The sequence below is a fragment of the Methanobrevibacter sp. genome (genome assembly GCF_030539555.1).
In the GTDB taxonomy this organism is placed as follows: domain Archaea; phylum Methanobacteriota; class Methanobacteria; order Methanobacteriales; family Methanobacteriaceae; genus Methanocatella.
The window spans coordinates 1-6,094 of record NZ_JAUNXX010000083.1 but is presented as its reverse complement, the minus strand read 5'-3'; the positions used below and the strand labels follow the sequence as shown (position 1 = coordinate 6,094).

Genomic DNA, 6,094 nt, shown 5'->3' with positions numbered 1-6,094 from the left:
ACAAATAAGTTATATTTTATAACTTCTCTCTTATAAAGTATTTGTTTTCACAAATAAGTTATTAGTTAACACTTGCAAGTTATTTGTTATAAGTTATAAGTATAAAAAAGTATAAGTTATAAGTTATAACTAAAATAATATAAAAAAAATAAAGAAGGATTATTTTGCATTTTGCATGGTTCCTTCAAAATAGCTAGCATATCCTTTTAAGTCTAACATTCCATGGCCTGAGAAGTTCATGACTATGGTTTTTTCTTCACCAGTCTCTTTACATTTCAATGCTTCATCGATTGTAGCCTTAATAGCATGAGTAGTTTCAGGAGCTGGCAAAATACCCTGATTACGTGCAAAAGTAATTCCTGCCTCGAAACAATCTCTTTGATGAACAGCTTTAGGTTCAATATAACCTTCTTTAGTTAAAAGAGAAACGATAGGTGACATTCCATGATATCTTAATCCACCGGCATGAACTGAAGGTGCTACAAAGTCATGACCTAAAGTAAACATCTTAAGCATTGGTGTAAAACCGTTTGAATCTCCAAAGTCATAGTCATAATTACCCTGAGTAAGAGTAGGACAAGCAGTAGGTTCAACAGCAATAAACTTAGTGTCTGAATTACCATCGATTTTATCTTTAATGAATGGGAATAAAGATCCGGCTAAATTACTTCCACCACCAGCACAAGCAATCATTACATCAGGTTCTTCTTCAGCAATTTCCAATTGAGTTTTTAACTCCTGACCTATAATAGTCTGGTGTAACATTACATGGTTTAAAACACTACCAAGAGAATATTTTACTTCATCATTTTCTAAAGCTTCTTCCATTGCTTCAGAAATAGCCACACCTAAAGAACCTGGATGTTCCGGATTATCGGCCAATACCTGACGGCCCACCTTAGTATTTTCACTAGGAGATGCAAAAACGTTACCGTCATAAATATTCATAATGTTTTTCCTATCTGGTTTCTGGTTAAAGGAAACTTTAACCATATATACAGTACATTCCAAATCTAGTAAGTTACAAGCAAGAGATAATGCAGTACCCCATTGACCTGCACCAGTTTCAGTAGTTAATCTTTCTACACCTTCTTTTTTAGCAAAATAAGCTTGAGGAATAGCAGAATTTAATTTATGAGAGCCTGTTGGAGAAGTATCTTCCCTTTTGAAATATATTTTAGCAGGAGTATTCAAATATTCTTCTAGTTTATTTGCTCTAACCAAAGGAGTTGGTCTGCCGGTTTCCATATATAACTCCCTAACTTCTTTAGGAATATTAATATAACGATCAGTTGCAAATTCTTGTTCTAAAGCACTTTTTGTAAATGCAAGTTGTAATGCTGAAATCTGATCCTTTCCTTCACTGTTTTTAGGAGCAGGAAGTTCACTAGGTAAATCAGCAAGCATATTATACCATTGCTTTGGAACTTCATCAGATGATAATTCAATTTTATAAGTCATGATAATAAATAGTATAATGTACTATTTAAAACTTTGTTGTACAATAATGTACACTCTAATTATTAATATAATAAAAAACAATTAAAAAACATGAGAATTTTAGCGATTGATGTTGGAACAGGCACACAGGACATAATGATTTATGATACAGAAAAGGAACTGGAAAATTCAATTAAACTCGTATTGCCTTCCCCACACCTTTACATTTCCCAACAGATGAGGGAAATTGAAAACGACATCTATTTTAAAGGAGAAATAATGGGTGGAGGAAAAATAAAAAGAAGTATTCTGGAACACATGGACAAAGGTTATAATGTGGTAATGGAATCTACCTGTGCAAGAACAATAAGAGATGACTTAAATCAAGTGAAAGATATTGGAATAGAAATAGCTGACGGCACTAAAGACTATAAGGATTATACAAAAATCACAATGGGTGACATAAATATTACAAAATTATCCGAATTCCTTTTAGGATATGATTTGGAATTTGATTTTGATAAAATTGCAATTGCAGTTCAGGATCATGGATACAATGAAAATATGGGAGATAGAGACTTTAGGTTTGAAAAAATCAGGGAAAAAGTATCTGAACCAATTTCACCATTGGAATTTGGATTCAAAGAAGATTTGCCGGATTACTTTACAAGAATGCAGGCTGTAAGAAGACAGATTAAAAACGAAGGTATTGAAGACATCCCTCTTGTAATGGATACAAAATTCGCATCTATAGCTGGAATGTGTTATGATGAAGTTGCCGAAAAATTGAACAGTTATATTGTAATCGATATTGGAAACGGCCATACAACAGCGGCCACAATAGAAGATGGAAAAATACAAGGAGTGTTTGAACACCACACATCAAGCCTGACAGGAGAATCACTTGAAAGATACATGAAAAGATTAGCATCAGGCGAGATAACTCATGAAGAGGTACATGAAGACCACGGACACGGTGCACATGTTCTAAATCCTATATCAGAAATTGAAAAGGTAATCGTCAGCGGTCCAAAACGAGAGCTGATAGAAAAAACAAATCTTGACTGGCATCATGCAGCGCCGGGAGGAGATGTGATGATGACCGGAACGATTGGACTAATAAAAACTGTTTTAGGTAGATAAAATGCTAAAAATGGATTCACATATTCACAGTGAATATTCTCCCGATTCCCATTCTAAAATTGATGATATTTTAAAAGTTGCAAAAAGAAAAAATATAGACATAATAGCTATCAGTGATCATAATACTGTTGATGGAACAAGTGAAGTTTTAAAAAAAACTAGAAATACAGATATATTAGCAATTCCTTCTATTGAAATTTCATCAACACAAGGCCATATTCTTGGATTTGGGTGTGAGGAAAATATATCTCAAGGTCTAAGTCCCCATGAAACAATAGACAAAATTCATGATTTGGGAGGTCTTGCAATAATACCCCATCCGTACTGTTTTTATAGACACGGCCTATTGCATAAATGTGACTACAGAGATTTGAAACTAGATGCAATTGAAACAAAAAATGCAAGATTCATTGTAGGCTATTGTAATAGTAAAGCAAAAAAATTATCTGAAAAAGAAAAAATTCCATCACTGGGGGCAAGCGATTCCCATTATTATAAATTTGTTGGGGATTGTTATAGTTTAATAGACTGTGAAAAAGATATTGACAGTGTATTTAAAGCAATATTGAAAAACAAGATAGAAGCACATGGAAATGGAACTTCAAACATATTGCTTTCAAAATATTTAATAGAAAAAAATGTTTTAAAGAAATTTGATTAAAAAGAGTATTATTCACCCTTTTCAATTAAAATTTCTATTATTGAAACATTTGTTTTCTCTTTGTTGTAGTTTTCGATTTCTTCTGTAGAAATCTTTATATCAGTAACGTCTGAATCAGGAACAAACCTATTTCTAACAATTTCAGCAGCATCAACAGCTCTGCTAATAGCTTTTCCTCTAGCTCTTAGAATAACACTGTTAGAACCCTCATTGAATTGTGTTACTACTGCTAAAACATAATTCATTACAGGTTTACTACCAACAAAAATTGTATTATTTTCCATATTCGACTCACCATATTAATATTAGCTATAGATGTATATAAAATTTTACATCAAAATTATTATAGAAATTTTAAACAAATAAAATATAAATTGAAAATTATAAAAAGAGTATATAAATAAGTTAAAATAATTTGAACAAAATTAAAATTAAGAAAAAAATTTTAAAAAAAGACAATTATTTTTTAAAAAAAATGAAAATATATAATAAATATTGAATCAAACACTAATTATGCCCTTTGAATTAATAATAATTTATTAATGGAATCAAGAACAGCTAAAATACTCGCCATCACGATATCCTGATTCGTTGAGCGTCCAGTGGCTTTATTTCCATATGAATCTGAACTGATTACAAACACTTCAGCCAAAGCATCAGTACCGCCTGTAATAGCTTCAAGATTATATTCTTCAAGTTCAATATCCATAGTTCCTTGAATCAATTTACGGATAGCATTTAAAGCAGCATCAACAGGACCAACACCAGTGCTGGCAGTTTCCTTTTCTTCACCATCAATTTCAAGTTTCACAGTAGCAGTAGGAGAAACACCTCCTCCAGAAGATAAGCCTAAACCCTTCAAAACAATAGGGGTTTCACGTGCAGAAGAAAGCTGTGTAATTGCAATAGCTATCAAATCATCATCAGTAACGCACTTTCCACTGTCGCCCAAGGATTTAATTTCATCAAAAACCTTACAGAATTGATCTTCATCTAAATCTATATGATAATCTTTTAATTTAGACTTTAATGAATTTGCTCCAGTATGTTTTCCTAAAACAATACGTCTTGAATGGCCAACCATCTCAGGTGACATCGGTTCATAAGTTGAAGAGTTATTCAGAATTCCATGGACATGTATTCCAGATTCATGAGCAAAAGCGTTATCTCCAACAATAGGCTTATTGACAGGCATTTTAACACCAGTTAAGCGACCTACGAGATTGGATAAACTGTATAATCTGGTAGTGTCAAGACCCAGGTCAATTCCATATGCAACCTTTAATGTTACGACAAGTTCCTCAAGAGAACAGTTCCCTGTTCTCTCGCCCAGTCCATTGATAGTGACATGCGCCTGATTGGCACCGCATTCAATGGCAGTTAAAGTATTGGCTGTGGCAAGACCGAAATCGTTATGGAAATGAACGCTGATAGGGGTTTTAAAGTTATTTTTGATGTCAGTAATTAATTCATGAGTAACAATAGGTGTTAATACACCCACAGTGTCGGGAACATCTAAAAAATCCGCTCCGGCACTAATGACTTCATTAAAAACATCGAAGAGAAAGTCTCTTTCTGTTCTTGTAGCGTCTTCTGCAGAAAACTCGACAGTGAGCCCATGATCCTTGGCATATTCAACTGCTGAAACTGCAGTATCAATGATTTTTTCCTTACTCATATTGAGCTTATAATCGCGATGCAATGGGGAAGTACCTATAAAAGTATGAATATAATCTAAATCAGCATCCAATACAGCATCAATATCAATTGTTAGAGAACGAGACAGACCCACCAAAGTTGAATCTAAATCCATTGCCATAATTTTTCTAGCAGATTCAATTTCACCTTTTGAGGAAGCTGGAAAGCCAACCTCAATTTTATCGACACCCAAATTATTAAGTTTCTGAGCTATTTGAATTTTTTCATCAACTGTTAGAGCAACACCCGGTGTCTGTTCACCGTCCCTTAAAGTAGTATCAAAAATATAAATCTTTTCTGATAGATTCATATTATCATTTTTCAATTTTTCCATTTGATTCATACTATAACATCCCTTTGATGGTAATATTAATTGTAAAAGTAAATAAGTTTATGTATTGAATAAATAATATATGAATATGAAATTAGGATTTACTACACTAGCTTTATTCATGCAACCCAATGAAGACATCATCAATTTAGCTAAAAAACATGGATTTGAAATGATTGAAATACTTGGTGAAGGTCCTTTTTTTGAAAGAGAAAATCTAGAATATGTTGACTGTGGACTGGATGTAAGAATACATGCTGCAACCGTGGACATTAACATTGCAAGCTTAAATAAAGGAATAAGAAAGGAAAGTGTTAAGCAGATGATACAATGCGGGCAGTATGCCGAAAAGATAGGTGCTGAAACAATAACAGTACACCCAGGAATAATTGGTAGAAACGAACCCCGCCTGAGAAATTGGGCTTTAGAAATAGCTTGTGAAAGTGTTGGTGAAATAATCGATAACACAAATGTGGAAATCTCTGTTGAAAATATGCCTGTTCGCGGAAAATTTTTAGGAAATAAAGTCGAAGAAATCGAAATGATTCAAGAAGCTACAGGCTGTAGTTTAACTATTGATACCGGTCACGGAAATACATGTGACAATCTGGAAGAGATGCTTTCACTGAAAAATATTAGCTATTGTCATTTAAATGATAATGATGGAGTTAAAGATCAGCATATTACACTTGGTGAAGGTACACTAGATTTAAACCTACTTAAAAAGATTGATGTGGGAATTATTGAGTTAAACAACTTTGATAATATATTAAAGAGTAAAATGGTTATTGAAAATTTATGATTTCTATTATTTTTTTATA

General features: G+C 32.9%; 6 protein-coding genes. 3 read left to right on the top strand and 3 right to left on the bottom strand.

All coding sequences use genetic code 11. The annotated features are described in order from the left end of the window. Nucleotides 1–159 precede the first annotated feature (159 nt). Nucleotides 160–1,461 carry a TrpB-like pyridoxal phosphate-dependent enzyme gene (locus tag Q4Q55_RS09495; RefSeq protein WP_303372572.1) on the bottom strand — a complete coding sequence of 434 codons (1,302 nt, stop codon included), beginning with the start codon at nucleotides 1,459–1,461 and terminating at the stop codon, nucleotides 160–162. Nucleotides 1,462–1,551: 90 nt separating this feature from the next. Between Q4Q55_RS09495 and Q4Q55_RS09490 the strand changes: the two genes are divergently transcribed. Next, on the top strand, nucleotides 1,552–2,583 hold the full coding sequence (locus Q4Q55_RS09490; RefSeq protein ID WP_303372571.1) for a DUF1786 domain-containing protein: 1,032 nt from the start codon (nucleotides 1,552–1,554) through the stop codon (nucleotides 2,581–2,583). Nucleotide 2,584: 1 nt separating this feature from the next. Next, nucleotides 2,585–3,244: a PHP domain-containing protein gene (locus Q4Q55_RS09485; protein WP_303372570.1), complete on the top strand. Its 660-nt coding sequence runs from the start codon at nucleotides 2,585–2,587 to the stop codon at nucleotides 3,242–3,244. A gap of 8 nt (nucleotides 3,245–3,252) precedes the next feature. On the opposite strand, the gene albA is transcribed toward Q4Q55_RS09485, so the two are convergent. Both albA and Q4Q55_RS09475 read right to left on the bottom strand, forming a co-directional pair. Beyond that, on the bottom strand, nucleotides 3,253–3,528 hold the full coding sequence (albA, locus tag Q4Q55_RS09480; RefSeq protein WP_303372569.1) for a DNA-binding protein Alba: 276 nt from the start codon (nucleotides 3,526–3,528) through the stop codon (nucleotides 3,253–3,255). A gap of 227 nt (nucleotides 3,529–3,755) precedes the next feature. After that, nucleotides 3,756–5,285, bottom strand: coding sequence for a 2-isopropylmalate synthase (locus Q4Q55_RS09475; protein WP_303372568.1), 1,530 nt, complete (start codon nucleotides 5,283–5,285; stop codon nucleotides 3,756–3,758). A 76-nt stretch (nucleotides 5,286–5,361) separates the two neighbouring features. Between Q4Q55_RS09475 and Q4Q55_RS09470 the strand changes: the two genes are divergently transcribed. Next, nucleotides 5,362–6,075: a sugar phosphate isomerase/epimerase gene (locus tag Q4Q55_RS09470; protein WP_303372567.1), complete on the top strand. Its 714-nt coding sequence runs from the start codon at nucleotides 5,362–5,364 to the stop codon at nucleotides 6,073–6,075. The last annotated feature ends 19 nt before the right edge of the window (nucleotides 6,076–6,094 follow it).